The organism is Nocardia spumae (assembly GCF_020733635.1).
Classification (GTDB): domain Bacteria; phylum Actinomycetota; class Actinomycetes; order Mycobacteriales; family Mycobacteriaceae; genus Nocardia; species Nocardia spumae.
Genome location: NZ_JAJFZL010000001.1, coordinates 2,364,606 through 2,384,376 on the forward strand (window position 1 = coordinate 2,364,606; position 19,771 = coordinate 2,384,376).

Annotated in this window: 18 protein-coding genes; 12 read left to right on the forward strand and 6 right to left on the reverse strand. The window is 66.6% G+C overall.

All coding sequences use genetic code 11. The features are described from left to right. Positions 1-23 precede the first annotated feature (23 nt). Together LKD76_RS10215 and LKD76_RS10220 are read right to left on the reverse strand one after the other, a co-directional pair. Positions 24-305: an acylphosphatase gene (locus LKD76_RS10215; RefSeq protein ID WP_227980794.1), complete on the reverse strand. Its 282-nt coding sequence runs from the start codon at positions 303-305 to the stop codon at positions 24-26. Then, on the reverse strand, positions 302-814 hold the full coding sequence (locus LKD76_RS10220) for an OsmC family protein (protein WP_227980795.1): 513 nt from the start codon (positions 812-814) through the stop codon (positions 302-304). The genes LKD76_RS10215 and LKD76_RS10220 overlap by 4 nt, the downstream gene beginning before the upstream one ends. Positions 815-1,049: 235 nt before the next feature. On the opposite strand from LKD76_RS10220, the gene LKD76_RS32140 reads away from it, so the two are divergent. Beyond that, entirely contained in the window at positions 1,050-2,246 is a 1,197-nt protein-coding gene (locus tag LKD76_RS32140; protein ID WP_227980796.1) for a cytochrome P450, read from the forward strand. A 10-nt stretch (positions 2,247-2,256) separates the two neighbouring features. On the opposite strand, the gene LKD76_RS10230 is transcribed toward LKD76_RS32140, so the two are convergent. The 3 genes from LKD76_RS10230 to LKD76_RS10240 form a co-directional block, all read right to left on the reverse strand. Next, positions 2,257-2,964 carry a response regulator gene (locus tag LKD76_RS10230; protein ID WP_227980797.1) on the reverse strand — a complete coding sequence of 236 codons (708 nt, stop codon included), beginning with the start codon at positions 2,962-2,964 and terminating at the stop codon, positions 2,257-2,259. A gap of 138 nt (positions 2,965-3,102) precedes the next feature. Next, positions 3,103-5,622: a DUF4118 domain-containing protein gene (locus tag LKD76_RS10235; RefSeq protein WP_227980798.1), complete on the reverse strand. Its 2,520-nt coding sequence runs from the start codon at positions 5,620-5,622 to the stop codon at positions 3,103-3,105. Next, a complete protein-coding gene (locus LKD76_RS10240; protein WP_227985503.1) occupies positions 5,619-5,792 on the reverse strand; it encodes a hypothetical protein in 174 nt (57 codons plus the stop codon). Before LKD76_RS10240 ends, LKD76_RS10235 begins: the two co-directional genes overlap by 4 nt. 163 nt (positions 5,793-5,955) lie before the next feature. On the opposite strand from LKD76_RS10240, the gene LKD76_RS10245 reads away from it, so the two are divergent. From LKD76_RS10245 to LKD76_RS10260, 4 genes are read left to right on the forward strand one after another with little or no spacing between them, the layout of a single operon-like run. Further along, complete coding sequence (locus tag LKD76_RS10245; RefSeq protein ID WP_227985182.1) at positions 5,956-6,237, forward strand: potassium-transporting ATPase subunit F; 282 nt, start codon at positions 5,956-5,958, stop codon at positions 6,235-6,237. After that, on the forward strand, positions 6,238-7,908 hold the full coding sequence (gene kdpA, locus LKD76_RS10250) for a potassium-transporting ATPase subunit KdpA (RefSeq protein WP_227980799.1): 1,671 nt from the start codon (positions 6,238-6,240) through the stop codon (positions 7,906-7,908). Between the two features lies 1 nt (position 7,909). Next, complete coding sequence (gene kdpB, locus LKD76_RS10255; protein WP_305082762.1) at positions 7,910-10,063, forward strand: potassium-transporting ATPase subunit KdpB; 2,154 nt, start codon at positions 7,910-7,912, stop codon at positions 10,061-10,063. Positions 10,064-10,079: 16 nt separating this feature from the next. Then, positions 10,080-10,988, forward strand: coding sequence for a potassium-transporting ATPase subunit C (locus tag LKD76_RS10260; RefSeq protein ID WP_227985184.1), 909 nt, complete (start codon positions 10,080-10,082; stop codon positions 10,986-10,988). Positions 10,989-11,006: 18 nt separating this feature from the next. Here the strand turns inward: LKD76_RS10260 and LKD76_RS10265 are convergent, their stop codons facing one another. Next, positions 11,007-12,236, reverse strand: coding sequence for a L,D-transpeptidase (locus LKD76_RS10265; protein ID WP_227980800.1), 1,230 nt, complete (start codon positions 12,234-12,236; stop codon positions 11,007-11,009). Positions 12,237-12,587: 351 nt separating this feature from the next. Between LKD76_RS10265 and LKD76_RS10270 the strand changes: the two genes are divergently transcribed. The 7 genes from LKD76_RS10270 to LKD76_RS10300 all read left to right on the forward strand — a co-directional run bounded on the left by LKD76_RS10270 (position 12,588) and on the right by LKD76_RS10300 (position 19,520). Next, positions 12,588-13,298, forward strand: coding sequence for a response regulator transcription factor (locus tag LKD76_RS10270; RefSeq protein ID WP_227980801.1), 711 nt, complete (start codon positions 12,588-12,590; stop codon positions 13,296-13,298). Positions 13,299-13,338: 40 nt separating this feature from the next. Then, positions 13,339-14,322 carry a HAMP domain-containing sensor histidine kinase gene (locus LKD76_RS10275; RefSeq protein ID WP_227980802.1) on the forward strand — a complete coding sequence of 328 codons (984 nt, stop codon included), beginning with the start codon at positions 13,339-13,341 and terminating at the stop codon, positions 14,320-14,322. Positions 14,323-14,371: 49 nt separating this feature from the next. Continuing rightward, entirely contained in the window at positions 14,372-14,923 is a 552-nt protein-coding gene (ectA, locus tag LKD76_RS10280) for a diaminobutyrate acetyltransferase (protein ID WP_227985185.1), read from the forward strand. A gap of 30 nt (positions 14,924-14,953) precedes the next feature. Next, positions 14,954-16,216, forward strand: coding sequence for a diaminobutyrate--2-oxoglutarate transaminase (ectB, locus tag LKD76_RS10285; protein WP_227980803.1), 1,263 nt, complete (start codon positions 14,954-14,956; stop codon positions 16,214-16,216). Further along, on the forward strand, positions 16,217-16,609 hold the full coding sequence (locus LKD76_RS10290; RefSeq protein ID WP_227980804.1) for an ectoine synthase: 393 nt from the start codon (positions 16,217-16,219) through the stop codon (positions 16,607-16,609). A gap of 27 nt (positions 16,610-16,636) precedes the next feature. Then, positions 16,637-17,518 (forward strand): ectoine hydroxylase, encoded by an 882-nt coding sequence (gene thpD / locus LKD76_RS10295; protein WP_227980805.1) that lies wholly within the window; start codon positions 16,637-16,639, stop codon positions 17,516-17,518. Positions 17,519-18,008: 490 nt separating this feature from the next. Then, entirely contained in the window at positions 18,009-19,520 is a 1,512-nt protein-coding gene (locus LKD76_RS10300; protein ID WP_227980806.1) for a class I adenylate-forming enzyme family protein, read from the forward strand. Positions 19,521-19,771: the final 251 nt, after the last annotated feature.

Below are 19,771 nucleotides of genomic sequence, written 5' to 3' on the forward strand. Positions count from 1 at the left end.
GATCGACTCCTGTTTCCCCGCCGCTACCGTTCCTCGAAGCCGGTGAGCCCACCGAGAGCGGCGCCCCAGTTTTCCACAACCAGATCGACGCGACCAGGCGTGTCACCCGACTGCAACAATGCCAGCAAACGTTCACACGCCGGTCGCGGCCCCTCGGCGATGACGTGCACCCGCCCGTCTCGCGTGTTGCGCGCATATCCGGCCAGCCCCAGTTCCAAAGCCCGGGCCCGAGTCCACCAGCGGAAGCCGACGCCCTGTACCAGTCCGTGTACCCAGGCACTGAGCCGGACGGGCTCGTCCGTCACGAGTCGATCTGGAAGGTCAGGTTCACCGTGGAGCCCGCCTTCAGGGTCCGGCCCACGGTGCAGACCTTGTCGATGGCGCGCTGCACGGTCACCAGCAGGCGCTGGCGAGCGGCCTCGTCGAGTTCCGACAGGTCCAGTTCGACGACCTCGTTCAGCTCCGGATAGACCTCGTTCTCGCGGTCGGCGTCGCCGGAGACGCGGATCGTGGTGTCGTAGGTCTCGCCCAGCCGGTTCGACAGCGGGAAGTCCGAACTCATACCGGTGCACGCGGCGAGGGCGATCTTGAGCAGCTCACCGGGGGTGAACACACCCTCGACACCATCGGAGCCGATGAGCACCTCGGCCCCGCGGGAGCTGCGGCCGGTGTATCGGCGGGTGCCGGTGCGTTCGACCCACAGGTCGGTGGCCGGCTTCGGCGCCCGGGCCGGCTTCGCGGCCGCATCGGTCGTGGAGGTGGCCGCGGCGGTGGCGGCGGTAGCGGCGGAGTTACCGGCGGTCTGTTCGGACATACCGTCGATCCTGCCATCGCGACCGGTCGGCCCGCATCGGCGCCGGTGTCCGACCGGGGTGCGCGACGCCGGCTGTGTCCGATATCACCGATTCCCCGCCGTGGCGCCGCCGCCGTGCCGAGTCCAGGTCCCGCTCAGCGGTACCGGTATTCGGGAAACGGCCTTGCGAGCGCGCGCGGACCCCTACGCTGGCCACGGAATTCGACCGCTGCACATTTCACGACTAGGTGGGCCGGTGACCGCCATCGCCGATATCTACGATCCGGCGGCGTATGCCGACGGGGCCATTCACGACATCCTCGGCGAACTGCGCCGCACCCACCCCGTCTACCGGCAGCCGATGCCGGACGGCACCGGGTACTGGGCGGTCCTCGCCCACGCCGACGTGGTGCACGTGGCCCGCAACCCGCAGGTGTTCTCCGCCGAACGCGAAGGTGTGCTCTTGGAGGATCAGCCGCCGGCCCGGCTGGCGCAGAGCCGAAACATGCTGCTGATGATGGATCCACCCCGCCACACCGCCTACCGGAAGCCGTTGGCGCAGAACTTCACCGCGCGCGTGATCGGCCGCATGGAGGAGCAGGTCCGCGAGCTGACCCGGGCGCTGCTCGAATCGGCCCCGCCCACCGTGGAATTCGTGCACGATATCGCCGGTGTGCTCCCCAGCCAGGTGGTCGGCGGACTGTTCGGCATTCCGGCCGAGGACTGGCCCCGGATCCGGCGCTGGGCCGAACAGTCCACCAGCGCACAGGATCCGGACCTGGCCGGTGATCTCGACCCCGGCGCGGAGCTCTCCCCGCTGGCGCGCTACGCCATCGATTTCGCGGTGCGGCGGCGGGCCGACGAACAACCACGCGGGGATCTGACCGCACTGATCCTGGCGGGCAATTTCGGTGGGCGGCCGATGGCCGAATTCGAATTCGGCGGCTTCTTCACCCAATTGGTGACCGCCGGCAACGACACCACGAAGACCATGCTGTCGTCGGGACTGCAGCTACTGCTCGACCACCCCGACCAACTCCGGGCCCTGCGGGCGGATCCGAGTCTGATTCCCGGTGCGGTGGAGGAGATCCTGCGCTTCGCCAATCCGCTGCACTACTTCCGCCGGACCGCGACCGAGAACACCGTGCTGCACGGTGTGCCGATCGCGGCGGGGGAGAAGGTGGCCATGTGGTACACCTCCGCGAATCGCGACGAGACCGTCTTCGACGATCCGCAGCGCTTCGACATCCGCCGCAGCCCCAACCCGCACTTGTCCTTCGGCAACGCGCACCACTTCTGCCTCGGTGTGCACCTGGCCCGGCTCGAGGGACGGGTGTTCTTCGAGGAACTGCTGACGAGATTCTCCGATATCGAGCAGATCGGTCCGGCGCAACGGATCCGGTCGAATCTCAGCAACGGCCTGAAAGAACTGCCGATCCGATTGGCGCGCTGAGCCCTTCGCGCTAGATCTGGAAGCGGTAGCCCATACCCGCCTCGGTGAGCAGATGTTTCGGCTGCGACGGGTCGTCCTCCAGCTTGCGCCGCAACTGCGCCAGATAGACCCGCAGGTAGTGGGTTTCGGTCGCATAGGACGGCCCCCACACCTCACGCAGCAGCTCCCGGCGCCCCACGAGCTTGCCCTGATTGCGCACCAGCATCTCGAGCACCCCCCACTCGGTCGGGGTGAGGTGGACGTCGCGGCCGCCCCGCGTCACCTTCTTGGCGGCCAGATCGACGGTGAAGGAGGAGGTTTCCACCACCGGCACCGACTCCTCGACGGCCGCGGCCGAGCGGCGCACCGCGGCTCGCAGCCGGGCCAGCAATTCGTCCATGCCGAAGGGCTTGGTGACGTAGTCGTCGGCGCCGCTATCGAGGGCCTGCACCTTGTCCGAGGAGTCGGTGCGCGCCGACAGCACGATCACCGGCATCGAACTCCAGCCCCGAATCCCGGCGAGCACGTCGATACCGTCGATATCGGGCAGCCCCAGGTCGAGAACCACCACATCGGGATGTTTCTCCGCGGCCGCGCGCAGGGCGGCCGCGCCGGTGGCGGCGGTGATCACCTCATAGCCGCGCACCGACAGGTTGATCCGCAGCGCCCGCAGGATCTGCGGTTCGTCGTCGACCACCAACACCCGCGTGGCGGGACCCGTACGTTCGGCTGACGTCACCCCGCCTCCTGTGTTTCGCGGGACACCCGCACCCGGTCGGCCCGGTGGGTGGGCTGCGCATGGTCACTCACCGCGCCTCCTGTGTTTCGCGGGACACCCGCACCCGGTCGGCCCGGTGGGTGGGCTGCGCATGGTCACTCACCGCGCCTCCTGTGTTTCGCGGGCGGGCAGTTCGATCACCATGGTCAACCCACCTCCGGGCGTCGGTTCGGCGTGGACGGTTCCGCCCATCGCCTCGACGAATCCGCGGACCACCGACAGACCCAGGCCCACACCGGTCGAGTTGTCGCGGTCGCCCAGCCGTTGGAACGGTTCGAACATCTGGTCCTCGAGTCCGGTCGGAACCCCCGGACCGTAATCGACCACAGTGATGGATACCTGGTCGCCGTCGCGTTCCGCGCCAACCCGGACCGGCGTGTCGGGGACAGCCGGGTCGTGTACCGAATAACGCAGCGCGTTGTCGATGAGATTGGCCAGCACCCGCTCGAGCAACCCGCTGTCGGCGTACACCGAGATCTCACCGACCTCGACCTTGACCCGATCCATGACCGCCTGGCGGACGCCGCGCGTTCCCATGCCGACGCTCACGACCGCGCGATTGACGACTTCCTCCAGGTAGACCTGTTTGAGCTGTGGCTCCACCGCGCCCGCGGCCAGGCGGGAGGAATCGAGCAGATTGCCGACCAGTGCGGTGAGCTGATCGGTGGATTCCTCGATCGTCTCGAGCAGTTCGGCGGTGTCGGCGGGGGAGAACTGCACATCCTCACTGCGCAGGCTCGATACCGCCGCCTTCGCCGCGGCCAGTGGCGTGCGCAGATCGTGGCTGACCGCCGACAGCAGGGCCCGCCGCAACCGGTCGGCGGCCATGACATTGGCCGCCGCCTGCGCCTGGCCGGCGAGTTCGCGCTGGCGCACCAGCCCGGCGGCCTGGCCGGCCACCGCGCCCAGCACCCTGCGGTCGCCCGGCGTGAGGGCGCGGCCGTTGAGCAGCAGCCAATGTTCCTCGTCACCGGCGCCGATCGCGGTGTCCGCCGCACCCGGCGTGCGGGCCGGATCGTTGCCGACACAGGCGATCACCGCGTCGTCGGTGGTGAAACTGACCGCGCGCTGTCCGTATATCTCCCGCGCGCGTTCGAGGAGGTCCGGCAGATCCGCGCCGTGCAGTACCGCCCCGGCGAACAGGGTGAGCAGTTCGGCCTCGCGGGAGGCGGTGCGCGCCTCGCGAGTCCGGTTGGCCGAAATGTCGACCAGGGCCGCCACCGCCACCGCCACCACCGCCATCACCACGATGGTCAGGAAGTTGTCGGGCTCGGCGATGGTGAGGCTGTGACGGGGCGTGGTGAAGAACCAGTTCAGCAGCAGTCCGCCCAGCACCGCCGACAGCGCCGCGGGGGCGACGCCGCCGAGCAGCGCCACCGCGATCACGCCGATGAAGTACAACGCGCTCTCACCCGCCAGATCCAGTCGCGAATCCAGCCACAGATAGCAGAGCACCGTGATCAGGGTCGGAACCACCAGGGCGGCCAGCCACGACACCGCCGGCCGTTGCCGCCGCAGCAGCGCCGACCATCGCAGTCCGCGCTGGGCCTCCTCATGGGTGACCATATGGACATCGATGGTTCCCGACCGCTGCACCACGGTCGAGCCGATGCCCTGATCGAGGATTCGGGCCCAGCGGGAGCGCCGCGAGGTACCCACCACCAACTGGGTGGCATTGACCTGCCGGGCGAAATCCAGCAGCGCGTGGGGCACGTTCTCCCCGGTCACGGTGTGAAGACTGGATCCGAGGCTGTTGGCCAGATCGCGCAGGCGGTGCAGGCGCTGGGCCGACACCCCGGCCAGTCCGTCGCCGCGCACCACGTGCACGACGATCAGTTCGGCACTGGATTTGGTGGCGATCCGGCTCGCGCGCCGCACGATCGTCTCCGATTCGGGACCGCCGGTCACCGCGACGACGACGCGTTCGCGTGCCTCCCAGGTCGCGGTGATCTTGTGGTCGGCCCGGTATTTGGCCAGGGCGGCATCGACCTGATCGGCCAGCCACAGCAGGGCCAATTCGCGCAGTGCGGTGAGATTTCCGGGCCGGAAGTAGTTGCGCAGCGCGGCGTCGACCTTGTCCGCGGCGTAGACGTTGCCGTGGGACAGCCTGCGCCGCAACGCCTCCGGTGTGATGTCGACCAGTTCGACTTGATCGGCGCCGCGCACCACCCAGTCCGGCACCGTTTCGCGCTGCACCACACCGGTGATCTGCTCGACGACGTCGTTGAGGCTGTCGAGGTGCTGGACGTTGACCGTGGAGATGACATCGATCCCGGCGTCGAGCAGCTCGTGCACATCCTGCCAGCGCTTCTCGTGCTGGGATCCGGGCACGTTGGTATGCGCGAGTTCGTCGACCAGCGCCACCGCCGGTGCGCGGCGCAGCACGGCGTCGAGGTCCAGTTCGGCGATCGTCGTGCCGCGATAGGTCCGCAGCACCGGCGGAACGGATTCGATGCCCTCGAGCAACTCGGCGGTCCTACTGCGACCGTGGGTCTCCACCACGGCGGCCACCACGTCGCGGCCGCGGCCGAGCCGTCGGTGCGCTTCGCCGAGCATCGCGTAGGTCTTGCCCACACCGGGCGCGGCCCCGAGGTAGATGCGTAGTTGTCCGCGCTTCACAGGTCCATCATCGCTCGATTCGGGCGGTGAGGGTGCCGCCGCACCCGTACCACGCGCGGGGTGCGTCCGCCGGCCACCCGCAGCGCCAGGGCACAGCAGACGAAGATCGTGATCACCATCGCCGCGACCAGGAAATCCGGCACCGTCGTCTCCTTGTCGTCACTCGTCACGCTGCCGAATCGCGCGCAGCGCCGCCGGCTCCGCGGGACCGGACATCACACTGTGCATCGCCGTGACCGGCCGAACACCGATCTTTACGACTCCTTGACGGGCGCACCGTCGACTTTGACGCCGCCCGAGCGGGGGATCGCGCGGTGCGTAAGCACCCCGTCAATGCCGCCGCCGCCACCGCTAAGAACCCGTCAACGCCGTCGAATTCGGGTGTTTCGAGAGTTTCACTCACTGTCGGCGCATCCGCACGGATGCCGTCAACAGAGAGGTTTGCACTATGTCTGTCGCGGTGTTCACCGTCGTGACCGTGGCGATTTTCGCCTTGCTCGGCCTGCTTCAACGGGGGGTGGAGCGGCTGTGATCGCGAACATCGTCGGTCTGGTCCTGGCGCTCGGCGTCGCCGTCTACATGATCGCGGCGCTGCTGTTCCCGGAAAGGTTCTAGGTGAGCACTACCACTGCCGGGGTCGTCTTCGTCGCGACCCTCGTCATCGCGCTCGCGGCGGTCCACATACCGCTGGGCGACTACATGTACCGGGTGTACGCGGGCACCGAGCATTCCCGGGTCGAGCGAATCCTCTATCGCGCCATCGGAGTCCATCCCGGGGTGGAGCAGACCTGGGGTGTGTACGCCCGCAGTGTGCTGGCCTTCTCCGCGGTCAGCGTCCTCGGGCTGTTCTTCCTGCAGTTGATCCAGGGGCATCTGCCCCTGCACCTGCGTCAACCCGGTACCGAGATGACCGCGGCGCTCGCGTGGAACACCGCGATCAGCTTCGTCACCAATACCAATTGGCAGAACTACGCCGGTGAGTCGACCCAGGGACATCTGGTCCAGATGGCCGGTCTGGCGGTGCAGAACTTCGTCTCCGCCGCGGTCGGTATGGCGGTCGCGGTGGCTCTGGTCCGCGGGTTCGCCCGGCGGCACACCGGCGACCTCGGAAACTTCTGGGTCGACCTGGTGCGCGGCACCATCCGGATCCTGCTACCGATCGCCTTCGTGTTCGCGATCGTGCTGGTCGCGGGCGGTGTGATCCAGAATTTCCACCTGCACGATCAGGTGGCGCAGACGGTGACCGGCGCGACCCAGACGATTCCGGGCGGTCCGGTCGCCTCCCAGGAGGTCATCAAGGAGCTGGGTACCAACGGCGGCGGATTCTTCAACGTCAACTCCGCCCATCCGTTCGAGAATCCGACCACCTGGACCAACTGGATCGAGATCTTCCTGATCCTGCTGATCGCGTTCGCGCTGCCGCGGACCTTCGGCCGCATGGTGGGCAGCCCGAAACAGGGGTATGCCATCGTCTCGGTGATGGCGGTGCTCGCGCTGATCAGCGTGACGCTGACCAACTTCCTGCAGCTGCGCCATCACGGCACCGTGCCCACCGCGGTCGGTTCCGCGCTGGAAGGGGTCGAAACCCGTTTCGGGGTATCGGATTCGGCGACCTTCGCCACGACCACCACGCTGACCTCCACCGGCGCCGTGGATTCCGCGCACGATTCCTACACCAGCCTCGGCGGCATGATGGCGATGATCAACATGCAGCTGGGCGAGGTCGCGCCCGGCGGTGTCGGCTCGGGTCTGTACGGGATGCTGATCCTGGCGGTGATCACGGTATTCGTCGCCGGGCTGATGGTCGGGCGCACGCCCGAATACCTCGGCAAGAAGATCACGCCGCGCGAAATCAAGTTCGCCGCATCGTATTTCCTGGTCAGCCCGCTGATCGTACTGGTGGGCACCGCGATTGCGATGGCCTTGCCGGGTGAGCGCGCGGGTATGGCGAATTCGGGTCCGCACGGCCTGTCGGAGGTCCTGTACGCCTTCACCTCGGCCGCCAACAACAACGGTTCGGCCTTCGCCGGCCTGAGCGGCAACACCGTGTGGTGGAACACCGCCCTCGGCGTGGCGATGGTGCTCGGCCGCTTCATCCCGATCGTTCTCGTGCTCGCACTGGCCGGTTCGCTGGCCCGGCAGGGGCACACCCCGGAATCGATCGGCACGCTGCCGACGCACCGGCCGCAATTCGTCGGCATGGTCGCGGGCGTGACGCTCATCCTGGTCGCCCTGACCTTCCTGCCCATGCTGGCGCTCGGGCCGCTCGCCGAAGGAATTCACTGATATGACCGCTCCCACAACAGATTCCGCGGCCGCCCCGCAGGGTGTCGACGCCGCGAGTCGCCGAGTCACCCGCGGGATGTTCGATCCCGCGCTGCTGGCGAGATCGCTGCCGGAAGCGCTGCGCAAACTCGATCCGCGCACCCTCTGGCGCAATCCGGTGATGCTGATCGTGGAGATCGGCGCCGTCTGGTCGACGGTGCTGGCCCTCGCCCGTCCGTCCGTCTTCGCCTGCGCGATCGTCGTCTGGCTGTGGCTGACGGTGGTCTTCGCGAATCTGGCCGAGGCCGTCGCCGAGGGCAGGGGCAAGGCGCAGGCCGATACACTGCGCAAGGCCAAGACCGACACCGTCGCACGGCGACTGGTGAACTGGCGCCCGGGCGACAGCCATCCGCTGGAGGAGAATGTCGCCGCGCCCGAACTGCGCCGTGGTGACCACGTCGTGGTCGAGGCCGGACAGGTCGTCCCCGGTGACGGCGACGTCGTGGAGGGCATCGCCTCGGTCGACGAATCGGCGATCACCGGTGAGTCCGCGCCCGTGATCCGGGAATCCGGCGGTGACCGGTCCGCGGTGACCGGCGGCACCACGGTGCTGTCGGACCGCATCGTGGTCGAGATCACCCAGGAGCCCGGCGGCAGCTTCATCGACAAGATGATCGCACTGGTCGAGGGCGCCAGCCGGCAGAAGACGCCGAACGAGATCGCGCTGAACATCCTGCTGGCCGCCTTGACGATCATCTTCGTCTTCGCGGTCGTGACGCTGCAGCCGCCGGCGATCTTCTCCAAGGCGAACAACCCCGGGGTGGGCGATACCGCCGCTCTGGATCTGCACGGCGTCACCGGCATCGTGATGGTGTCGCTGCTGGTCTGTCTCATCCCGACCACGATCGGCGCGTTGCTGTCGGCGATCGGTATCGCGGGGATGGACCGGCTGGTGCAGCGCAATGTGCTGGCGATGTCGGGCCGCGCGGTCGAAGCGGCGGGGGATGTGAACACCCTGCTGCTCGACAAGACCGGAACCATCACCCTCGGTAACCGTCAGGCCGCCGCCTTCGTCGCCATGCCCGGGGTCACCGAGGACGAGATGGCCGATGCCGCACAGCTTTCCAGTCTCGCCGACGAGACTCCCGAGGGTCGCTCGATCGTCGTCTTCGCCAAATCCGCCTACGGCAAGCGGGAACGCACCCCGGGGGAGCTCACGGGTGCCGACTGGGTGGAATTCACCGCCCAGACCCGGATGTCGGGGGTGGACCTGCGCGGCGGGCATCAGCTACGCAAGGGTGCGGCGAGCGCGGTGACCGAATGGGTTCGCGCACACGGGGGCTCGGTGCCCGAGGAGGTCGGCCGGACGGTGGACGGCATCTCCGCCTCCGGCGGCACGCCGCTGGTGGTGGGCGAACTACTCGACGGCAGTGCCCGGCTGCTCGGCGTCGTCCATCTGAAGGATGTGGTGAAGCAGGGCATGCGGGAGCGTTTCGACGAGATGCGGCGGATGGGTATCCGCACGGTCATGATCACCGGTGACAACCCGCTGACCGCGAAGGCGATCGCGGACGAGGCCGGCGTCGACGACTTCCTGGCCGAGGCCACTCCCGAGGACAAGCTGGCGTTGATCAAATCCGAACAGGCCGGCGGCCGCCTGGTCGCCATGACCGGTGACGGCACCAACGACGCTCCGGCGCTGGCCCAGGCCGACGTCGGGGTGGCGATGAACACCGGGACCTCGGCGGCCAAGGAGGCCGGCAATATGGTGGATCTGGATTCGGATCCAACCAAATTGATCGAGATCGTCGAGATCGGCAAGCAACTGCTGATCACCCGGGGCGCCCTGACGACCTTCTCCATCGCCAACGACATCGCCAAGTACTTCGCGATCATTCCCGCGCTGTTCGTGGCGTTGTTCCCCGGTCTGGACGTGCTCAACGTCATGCGGCTGCACAGTCCCCAGTCGGCGATCCTGTCCGCGGTGATCTTCAACGCGATCGTCATCGTGGCGCTGATTCCGCTGGCGCTGCGCGGCGTGAACTACCGACCGTCCAGTGCGTCGAAACTGTTGAGCCGCAACCTCGCCATCTATGGAGCCGGTGGCATCGTCGCACCGTTCATCGGCATCAAACTCATCGACCTCGTCGTCCGATTCCTGCCTGGGATGTCCTGATATGCCTTCGTTCTCCATGCGATACACCACCTGGTTCCGCCAGCACCTGGCGGCGCTGCGGGCACTGGTCGTGCTCACCGCGATCACCGGGATCCTCTATCCACTGGTCGTTTTCGGGGTGGCGCAGCTGCCCGGCCTGCACGACAAGGCCGAGGGCTCGCTGGTCTACCGCGACGGAAAACCGGTGGGCAGCAGTCTGATCGGGCAGGCGTTCACCGATGGCGCGGGCGCGGCGCTGCCGCAGTACTTCCAGACCCGGCCGTCGAATTCCGCCCCCGCCGACGGCAGCCGCCCCGACGGCTACGACCCGACCAGTACCGGCTTCGGCAACAAGGGGCCCGAGGATGTCGTCGACACCCTCGCCGCCGACCCGTCGGAATCGAAGCCGAGTTTGCTGACCACTGTCTGTACCCGCAGCAAACAGATCGGTGAGCGGGAGGGGGTGTCGGGGGCGCGGCCGTTCTGCACTCCCGGCGGTGTCGGCGCGGTGCTGGCGGTGTTCGGACCGCGTGACGCCCGTGGCGAGGTCACCGCGCCGACGAAGGTGGTCAGTGTGAACGAGGCGTGCCCGGCGGCGCCGTTCCTGGCCGCCTATCGCGGCGTCCGGGTGGAATGCGCCCAGCCCGGTACGGACTACGCCGCGGGGTTGATCGTGCCGGTGCGCGGTGACGCGCCGGCCGACACTCCGGTGCCCTCCGACGCGGTCACCGCGTCGGGATCCGGATTGGATCCGCACATCTCACCGCGCTACGCCGACATCCAGGTCGCGCGGGTGGCGGCGGCCAGAGGTGTCACCGCCGAGCAGGTGGCCGGGGTGGTGGCGGGCCACACCGCCGGTCGAGACCTGGGCTTCCTCGGTGAGCCCAGGGTCGACGTCCTCGGGGTGAATCTCGAGCTGGACCACCGCTATCCGGTGCGGGGCTGAGCGTCGTGGCCGTGGCGATCAGGAGTGCACGGCGCTGCCGGCCACCCACTGGTCCCACGGCACGATCCAGTCGCCGTTGTTCCAGGACGGCAGCGGCGGACCGCTGGTGTTGCGGACCTCGACCACATCGCCGGGTACCGCGAAGTTGTAGAACCAGCGCGCGTTCTCGAGATTGAGGTTCAGACAGCCGTGCGAGGTGTCGGTATTACCCTGAGCCCACACCGTGGAATCGAGTTGGTGCAGGTAGATACCGTCACCACTGATCTGGGTGGCCCAGCCGATCTCTTCCTTGTACCCCAGTCGCGAGTTCACCGGCAGGCCGTAGCTGGACGAATCCATGATCACCGGATTGCCCTTGCCCATCACCGTGTAGATACCCGCGGGGGTGTTGAAGTAGATGGTCTTACCGCCGACCTGCTCGCTGCCGCCGCGGCCCATCGAGGTGGGCATGGTGCGGATCAGTTTGCCGTTCTCGAACACCTGCACTTCGTGGGTGTTGTCGTCGGCGATGGAGACGTGCGAATCACCGATGGTGAAGCTGGTCTTGGAATCCTCCTGGCCGAACAGGCCGGGACCCAGCTGCGCGCCGAAGATGTTCGCCGCGACCGTGACCTTGGTGCCGGGCTGCCAGTACTGCTGCGGGCGCCAGTGCGCGTTCTTGTCGTCGAGCCAGTACCAGGAGCCCTGGACCTGCGGAGTCGTGGTGACCGACAAGCGCTTCTCGGCGGCGGCGCGATCACCGACGGCCTCGTCGAAATGGGCGACGATGACCGTGCCCACACCGTAGGTGCCGCCGTCGTTCAGCGGCTGCCCGGCCGTCGTGGTCAGGTACGCCTTGACCTGGTTGCTCGGGGTGAGCGTGGTGAACGTCGAGGTCATGGGCCCACTCGGACCGGTGAGCGTGACGCCCTCGGCGGTCATCGTGTAGGTGTGGCCGTAACCGAGCGGAACCTTCGGTTTCCACGCGGTCTTGTCCGGATTGAGAGTGCCCTCGACCGGCTTGCCGTCCTCATTGGTCAACGTCACATTCGAGATGACGCCGTCGGTGGCACTCACCTCGATGGTGCCGAGTGGATCGACGTCGGAACTACCCGCCGCCGGCACCATGGCCAGAGCGGGTGCGACCTTGCCCGGGGTGCCGTGCATCGGGGTCGATGCCGGGTCCGGGGAGGACGAGCACGCAGCCATCAGCACCGTCATCAGGGCAATACCCAGTGCGACACTGAATCGGCAGCGGCGAGTGGACATGGTGTCTCCTGCGTTCGCCGTGCGCCTGGGCAAGCCCTCGCAGCGCACCAATCGCCTTACTGTCTCGGTACGTAGTTTACGGGGCATTTCGGAGTGCTTGCACCTCGGTGGTGTTGCCCCATGTTTACGCATCGTCGTGCCGGGTACTCCAGTTACTGTTGTGTGCCTCGAGGTCGGCCAAGCAGCGCACAGCGCGCGCCGGGCACCAGGAGGTCCGCACCGGCACCGGTGAGGGATGTGGTTTATGAGTAGGCGATGCGAGACCCAGGCTGCGCGGCCCCTCGCTCGCCTGAAGAACGGACGGGTCGGCGACCCGCGATCCGATGAGGCGCAGCTGGACGAGGTGTTGTGATGAGTGCAAATCTGATGATCGTAGAGGACGACGACCGGGTCCGCAGTGCGCTGCGGCTGGCCATGGAGGACGAGGGCTACGACGTCGCCGAGGCCGAAGAGGCCGAGGATGCGCTCGAACATCTGCGCGACAACGGCGCACCCGATGTGATGATCGTCGATCTCATGCTGGGCGAGATGGACGGCTTCACCTGTATTCGTGAGATTCGTCGCGACCACGATGTGCCGATCATCGTCGTCAGCGCGCGCGACGACACCCACGACGTCGTGGCCGCGCTCGAGGCCGGCGCCGACGATTTCGTCACCAAGCCGTTCGAGATCAAGGAGATCACGGCCCGGATGCGGGCGCTGCGCCGTCGCGCCCAGCAAACCGTCGAGCCGCCGACTCCGCAGGAGGTCGTGCTCGACGCCTCCACCGATGCCCCGCTGGTGCTGTCGGCAGACGGTGGCACCGTCCACCGCGGTGACGAGGAGTTGCATCTCACCCTGACCGAATTCCGGTTGCTGTGTGAGCTGGCCGAGACCCCGGGGCGGGTGCTGTCTCGCAGCGTCCTCCTCGAAAGGGTCTGGGACCGGGGGTTTTTCGGTGACGAGCGGATTGTGGACGTGCATGTCCGGCGCCTGCGGACCAAGATCGAACGCGATCCGTCGGAACCCGCGATCGTGGTAACCGTGCGTGGGCTCGGCTACCGCCTCGATGTGCAGCGCTAGATTTCCGCGCCTGCCTCGCCGCCAGGTTCTGCGCGGCCGGGTGATCGTCGCCTTCACGGTTACCGGCCTGGTATCGGCGTTGCTCGCGGTCGTGATCGCGGCGATCGGCGGCGACGTGTGGCACATCTGGCTGGTGGGTGGTCTCGCGGGCGCGGTGATCGGCGCACTCTTCGGACTGTGGTTGTCGCACCGGCTGTTGGAGCCGTTGCGCCAGGTCACCGGTACCGCGGCGAAGATCGCCTCGGGTGAGCTGGGCACCCGGTTGCCCGATACCGACGATCCGGATCTGGCGCCGACGGTCGACGCGTTCAACACCATGGTCGATTCGCTGCAGAACCGCATCGATCGGGAGCGGCGTCTGGTCGGTGATGTGAGTCACGAATTGCGGACGCCGCTGACGACGCTGACCACCAGTGTCGGCGTGATGTCGCGCTACGAGGACCAGCTGCCCGAACGGTCGCGCCGGGCACTGGAACTGGTACGCGCCGAACTCGATCATCTGCGCAGGCTGCTCGACGATCTGCTGGCACTGGCCCGCGCCGAGGCGCGCATGCACGGTTCCGATGCCGAACCGTTGTCCATAAACGAATTGCTGACCCACACCCTGGCCGAAATGCATTACTCGCAGGATCTGCTGACCGTCACCGAGGACGGAATCGTTACCGGACGAAAACTCGAGCTGGAGCGAGCAGTCGTAAATCTGCTCGAGAATGCGCAGCGGCACGGGGGAGGGGTGGTCGCGGTCGGTGTCGCCCGCGACGGAGACGAAATGGCGATCACGGTCGACGACGCCGGCCCCGGTGTCGCACCGCGGGACCGGCAGCGCATCTTCGAAAGATTTGTGACAGTCCGTCGCGGGAAACGTTCGGGCACCGGTATCGGATTGGCGCTGGTGGCCGAAACCGTTGCGGCGCACGGCGGACGGGTGAAATGTGACGACCGTCCCGGCGGTGGTGCCAGATTCACCGTGTGGTTGCCGATCGTGACGAAATTCACCGATCATACTTCTGTAACACAACCGTAAAGTATTCGGCCGATAGAACTCAACGTTCGCGGGCAATTCTGAAGAGGTGATGCAGACCCGAACGCGGAGTATGCCTTCTACTTCTCCCGCCGACGACAGGACAGATGGCCGTCGGAACACCTCGACCCCTCCGGTGATTCGTGCGCCGCGGGTGGAAGACGGCGCCTCGATGTGGCGGATCGCTGTCGATTCGAAGGTGTTGGACGCCAATTCGAGCTACTCATATCTGCTGTGGTGTCGTGACTTCCGGACCACCTCCGTGGTGGCCGAAATCGACTCGCGAACAGCCGGTTTCGTTACCGGTTACGTGCGGCCGCAGTCTCCGGACACGCTGTTCATCTGGCAGGTCGCCGTCGATCACGCCTTCCGTGGACGTGGTGTCGGTGTCTCGATGTTGGACGGACTGGTGGAGCAGGCCGCCGAACAAGGTGTTTCGGTATTGGAAACGACTGTTTCGCCGGACAACGAAGCGTCGCTGGCCATGTTCGGCTCGCTGGCGCGACGCCGAGGGGCGGAAATAATCCGCCAGACGTTGTTCGAGCCAAAAGATTTTCCGGACGGGCACGAATCCGAAGACCTGTACCGGATCGCGCCGCTGTAGAGCGACGCAAAAAGATAGGAAGGATCATCGATGACCACCGCTGAGATGACCGTTTTCGAATCTCTCGAATCGAATGTGCGCGGATATTGCCGCTCGTGGCCGACGCTGTTCGACACCGCTTCCGGCGCCTGGCTGCGCGACGGCAGCGGACGTGATTACCTCGATTTCTTCGCGGGCGCGGGTGCGCTCAACTACGGGCATAACAACCCCGTCCTCAAAGAAGCTCTGATCGATTACATCGCTCGTGACGGAATTACGCACGGACTCGATATGTCGACCGTTGCGAAGCGTGAATTGCTGGAGACGATCAACAACGTTCTCCTGGACCCGCGCGGATTGGATTACAAGGTCCAGTTCCCCGGCCCTACCGGTGCGAATGCCGTCGAGTCGGCGCTGAAACTGGCCCGCAAGGTGACCGGTCGCACCAACATCCTGAATTTCACCAACGCGTTCCACGGAATGACTCTCGGTGCGCTGTCGGTGACCGGTAACGCGACCAAGCGCGCCGGTGCCGGCGTGCCGCTGAACCACGTCAATCCGATGCCTTACGACGGCTACCTCGACGGTGCCGATGACCTGGCCTGGATGGAGCGCGTCCTCGACGACAATTCCTCCGGTGTGGACAAGCCGGCCGCGGTTATCGTGGAGACCGTGCAGGGCGAAGGCGGTGTGAACGTCGCGCGTGCGCAGTGGCTACGGCAACTGTCGGAGGTCTGCGCTGCCCGCGGGATCCTGCTGATCGTCGACGATGTGCAGATGGGTTGCGGTCGCACCGGTCCGTTCTTCTCCTTCGAGATCGCCGGTATCACTCCCGATATCGTCACTCTCTCCAAGTCGATCGGTGGTTACGGCATGCCGCTGGCGCTGGTGCTGATGAAGCGGGAACTCGACGTGTGGGCCCCCGGTGAGCACAACGGCACCTTCCGCGGCAACAACCCGGCCTTCGTGACCGCGCGCGTGGCCCTCGAGCACTACTGGACCGATGCGCGGCTCGAGGAGTCGACTCTGGCCAAGGGCGACAAGATTCGAAAGTCGTTCGAGAACCTGTCCGAGAACTTCGACGGCGTGTCCACTCGCGGACGCGGCATGGTGCAGGGACTGGTATTCGAGGATTCCTCCGAGGCGGGCAAGGTTTCCAGCATCGCCTTCGAGGAGGGTCTGCTGGTGGAAACCTCGGGAGCCGAGGATCAGGTGGTCAAGCTCCTGCCGCCGCTGACGATTACCGATGACGAACTCGACCATGGCCTGGGCATTCTGGGCCGGGCAGTCGATATGGCCCGAGGAGGCAACTGAATGATCGTGCGTACCACCGCCGAGATCACCGGCACCGACCGCGACGTCGCGGCGGAGGACTGGCGAAGCAAGCGGATCGTCCTCGGCGGCGACGGCGTGGGCTTCTCCTTCCACGAGACCACGATCCAGCCCGGAACAGTGCACGAATTCCACTACCAGAACCACGTCGAAGCGGTGTGGCTGGTCGAGGGCGAGGGCACGCTGACCGATCTGGACAACCAGGTCACCTACGACCTGGCCCCCGGAACGATGTACCTGCTCAACGGGCACGAACGCCATCGTGTCGAAACCCGCACCCTGATGCGGATGCTGTGTGTCTTCAATCCTCCTGTCACCGGCAAGGAGGTTCACGACGAGAACGGTGTCTACCCGTTGGTCGAGGTAGGCGAGTAGTGAGGTAGTTAGGAGGACGACCCCGCGATGACGTTGGCGGACAGTCGAATCGACCGCTATCGGACCAGAACGGCCGTAGCGGTACCGTCGGTGGAACGCCCTGATCCCACGGTGTGGGGGACGGTGTCGACACCGGTACTGGAGCATTTCGATGCCGATGGGTACGCGATCATCGACGAGTTGCTCAGCCCGATGGAGGTGGCCGATGTCGCCGCCGAAATCGACCGGCTGGCAGCCGATCCGGCCCTGCATTCGGATGAACGAGTGATCATCGAGAAGACGTCGAACCAGGTTCGATCGATCTTCGAGGTGCACAAGATCAGTGCGATGGTAGCCGAGCTGGTCCGCGACGAGCGCATCGTCGGACTCGCCCGTCAGGTGCTCGGCTCCGACGTCTACATCCATCAGAGCCGGGTCAATTACATGCCCGGATTCCAGGGTGCCGGTTTCTACTGGCATTCGGATTTCGAGACGTGGCACGCGGAGGACGGCATGCCGTCACCGCGAGCGGTGAGTCTGTCGATCGCCCTGACCGAGAACTATCCGTTCAACGGCAGCCTGATGCTGTTGCCCGGGTCGCATCGGCGGTTCATGCCGTGCCAGGGGGAGACTCCGCACGATCACTACCGAGAATCGTTGCGGGAGCAATGGATCGGAGTGCCCGAGCAGGAGGATCTGACGCAGCTCGCCGACAAGTACGGCATCGCGCAGTTCGCCGGCGCGCGCGGTTCGGCACTGCTGTTCGATTCCAACATCATGCACGGGTCCTCGAACAACATCACCCCGTTCCCGCGCTCGAACATCTTCCTGGTGTTCAACAGCGTGGAGAACACCCTGGAACAGCCGTATGCGGGAACGCATCCACGGCCGACCTATATCGCCTCGCGCGATTTCACCCCGGTGCGCTGACCAGCGTGCGGGGGTGACCCGGACACGTCGGGATCGCGATTCGCGGTTCGCCCCGACGGTGGCGTGGGTGTCCCGCGTTTCGCCGCCCGGCGCGTTTCCGGCCGGAATCCTCCTCGGATTCCGGCCGGAAACATGTTCGGGGGAGGTATGAAATGAGCTGTGGCGCAACCACGCCCGGCGATGATGGCCGTCGCGCAGAGCCGAAACCGTCGCCCGATGCGCGATCGAGCGGCCATGCGGGCAAGTGGGTGCCGAGGCCTGGTGCGGCGCAGTAGGTTTCGCGCTACCGAGCCAGGCTTCGGCCGTGTCGCGAGCATGTTCGTGCCTCGATTCGGCCCACAGGGCAAGCGTCCGTTCGAATCGCGTGACAACTCGATTGTGTCCTGGATACGATCCCCGGCAGCATCGTCGGGACCCGCGGCAGACCGCGGGGCGGTGGGCACCTGTGCGGTGATCGCCTTTCCGGTGCCGAGGATCCAGGGAGACGCCGATGACCATCCCTCACCCACCGACGCTGGCCGGCGTGCTGGTCGGGCATGCCCGCGAACGCGCGGGATGCCGCGCGATCAGCGCGCCCGCGGGGTCGCAGACCTATGCGGAGTTCGCCGGGGACGTGGCGCGAATCGCGGACCGGCTGCACGCTGCCGGTCTACGCCGGGGAGACCGGATGGCGGTGCTCGCGCACAACGACTTGGCCTACGTCCAGCTCGTCTACGCTGCCTCCTGGGCCGGTATCGCGCTGGTCGGTCTGAACTGGCGGCTGACGGCGACCGAGATCCGGGCTGTGCTGGAGGACTGCGACCCGTCCCTGCTCTTCGCCGAACGGGAGTTGGCAGCGGGGTTGGATCCACGGTGTCCGGTAGTCCTGCTGGACGGGCCCGACTTCGAGCGCTGGTATGTCGCAGGGGATTCCGGCTACGCGCCGGATGTCGATCAAACCGACGAGTCCGTCGTGTTGCTGGCCTACACGACCGGCACCACCGGCGAGCCCAAGGGCATTCAGCTGGTCGAGCGAAATCTGCGGGAGATGGCCCAGCAGGCGGCGGCAGCCTGGGCGTTGCATCCGGAGATGAAATACATGACCTGCCTGCCGCTGTTTCGCATGAGCGGGATGAGCTCGATGATGTGCTGCGTGCATCTGGGTGGGGAGGTGGTGATCCCGTCGGGCACCTCGGTCGCCGAGATCGCCGGCGCCGTCGAGGACCGAGGTGTCACCCACACCAGCGTGGTGCCGACCCTGCTGGCCGGCATGGTTGCCGAGAACGCCGCCGAGACCTTCGACCTGTCCAGTCTCGAGGTGATCATCTACGGCTCCGCGCCCTCGCACAGCTCGCTGATCGACGAAGCGATGGAGATGCTGCCGCAGACCGGCTTCTCGCAGGGGTATGGCTTGACCGAAACCTGTGCCGGGGTGGTGGCCGCGCCGATCCTCCGCCGGGGGGAGGTCGACCGGCACCCGGGTAGCGTCGGCCGCATCCTGCCCAACTGCGAGGGCCGGATCGTCGATGTTTCCACCGGTCGCGACCTCGGCGCCGGTGAGGACGGCGAGATCTGGCTGCGGACGCCGCAACTGACCATCGGATATTGGAACAAACCCGCGGAGACCGCGGCCGTGATTTCCGCCGACGGCTGGTTCCGCACCGGCGATATCGGAATGATCGACGACGATGGATTCCTCTACGTCCACGACCGGCTCAAGGACATGATCATCGTGGGCGGTGAGAACGTCTACTCGGTCGAGGTCGAGAACGTGATCGGTGCGCACCCCGCGGTGCTCGAGGCTGCCGTCGTCGGCGTACCCCACCCGCACTGGGGTGAGACGGTGAAAGCGGTTGTGGTGCTGCGCCGCGGTCAGGAGCTCGACGAGACCGAACTGCTCGGCTGGCTCGAACGCCGGCTTGCCCGTTACAAGCGCCCGAGGATCGTGGAGTTCGTCGGTGACCTTCCCAAGGCGGGCAGCGGCGAGATCCTGAAACGTGAACTCAGATACGGCAAGGTCTGATTCACCCGCGGCGGCATCCGCGCATATCACCGTCGCCTCGGGCGCGCTCACCCGACCAAGGCGCGGTAATTCCTTGTGTGGCTGCACCATTGACGGTGAGAACGCGTGTCCGCGACAGCTCGGCGGGGAAATGACTTTGTGCGGCTACGATATCGGCCGCGAGACCCGCCTCGTCGCCGCGCGGCGGTGTGCCGACCGGTGTGCGGGGGACGATATCCGAAACGTCCGGTCCCAAAGCGGCGAGATCGGCG